The sequence below is a fragment of the Filibacter tadaridae genome, from assembly GCF_900609045.1.
GTDB lineage: Bacteria > Bacillota > Bacilli > Bacillales_A > Planococcaceae > Sporosarcina > Sporosarcina tadaridae.
In genome coordinates, this window is the sequence record NZ_UXAV01000073.1 from 1 (window position 1) to 347 (window position 347).

General features: G+C 43.8%; 2 rRNA genes. Both read right to left on the reverse strand.

Annotation, left to right across the window (positions count from 1 at the left end):
- Positions 1–97, reverse strand: a 5S ribosomal RNA gene (gene rrf / locus FILTAD_RS15615); the annotation flags it as partial.
- Between the two features lie 152 nt (positions 98–249).
- A 23S ribosomal RNA gene (locus FILTAD_RS15620) occupies positions 250–347 on the reverse strand; the annotation flags it as partial.

Consider the following 347-nt stretch of genomic DNA (forward strand, 5'->3'; position numbering starts at 1 on the left):
TCACAGGGGGAAACCCCCAACTACCATCGGCGCTGAAGAGCTTAACTTCCGTGTTCGGTATGGGAACGGGTGTGACCTCTTCGCAATCGTCACCAGACTCGTATATTCTTTTCTCAAAGACAATAATTATTATATCATCTTTTCATAAGAATTGCAAGTACTTTTTTTATGAACGGTACTTATTCGTTCAAAACCGAATAAAACAGACATTGTTTTCACAGATCAGGGCCAACCGTGCCCTTCTTAAATTAGGTTAAGTCCTCGACCGATTAGTATTCGTCAGCTCCACACGTCGCCGTGCTTCCACCCCGAACCTATCAACCTCATCTTCTTTGAGGGGTCTTACT